Consider the following 921-nt stretch of genomic DNA (forward strand, 5'->3'; position numbering starts at 1 on the left):
CATTGGCGTTTCGCGGCCAGGCAGGGCCTGTTCCGCAGTAGGCAGGACGTTTTTGTTCACCAGGATTTCCGAACGCAGGACCATGGCCGTTCCTCTGTGGTTATTCAGTTGGATAGGGTTGGGGCCTTCGCGGGTGAACCCGCTCCCACAGGTAATCCACAGATTCTGAAGGTGGTGCAATACCGGTGGGAGCGGGTTTACCCGCGAGAGGGCCCGAATGGTTTCCATATTGCCCGAGGTCAGGCCACCGGTCCACGCGGATAACGCTTCAACCGCTCGGCCAGCTCGCGCCCCGGAATCGGCCGGTCGAACAGGTACCCCTGGCCCACGTCGCAGCGGTGCCGGCGCAAGAATGCCAGCTGCGCCGGCGTCTCGATGCCCTCGGCCACCACCTTCAGCTTCAGGTTGTGCGCCATGGCCACCACGGCCGAGGTGATTTCCATGTCGTCCTGGTTGTCCGGGATTTCGTTGATGAAGCTGCGGTCGATCTTGAGGATGTCGATCGGAAACTTCTTCAGGTAGCTCAGCGACGAATAACCGGTGCCGAAGTCATCCATGGCCAGGGTCAGCCCCAGGGCTTTCAACTCGTCCAGCTGGCGGTGGGTGTCTTCACTGGCTTCCAGCAGCAGGCCTTCGGTCAGCTCCAGCTCCAGCAGGTGCGGGGGCAGGGCTTCTTCCTTGAGGATGGTGCTGATCGACGCCACCAGGTCCGGGTCGGAGAACTGCTTGGGCGACAGGTTGATGGCCACGTGCAGGTTGCCCAGGCCGGCTTTGCGCAGTTGCTGGCTCATGCAGCACGCCTGGCGCACCACCCATTTGCCGATGGGGATGATCAGGCCGGTTTCCTCGGCCACGCTGATGAACTGGTCCGGGCGGATCATGCCGCGCTCGGGGTGGTTCCAGCGCAACAGCGCTTCCAGG

General features: G+C 62.8%; 1 protein-coding gene and 1 pseudogene. Both read right to left on the reverse strand.

What is annotated here, in order from left to right; translation table 11 throughout:
• Positions 1-84: pseudogene (locus tag HP546_RS30700) on the reverse strand (peptide-methionine (S)-S-oxide reductase); the annotation flags it as partial.
• Between the two features lie 155 nt (positions 85-239).
• The coding region (locus HP546_RS30705; protein ID WP_172233759.1) for a bifunctional diguanylate cyclase/phosphodiesterase at positions 240-921 on the reverse strand (682 nt) is incomplete at its 5' end.

This window comes from Pseudomonas sp. CM25, from assembly GCF_013179705.1.
Classification (GTDB): domain Bacteria; phylum Pseudomonadota; class Gammaproteobacteria; order Pseudomonadales; family Pseudomonadaceae; genus Aquipseudomonas.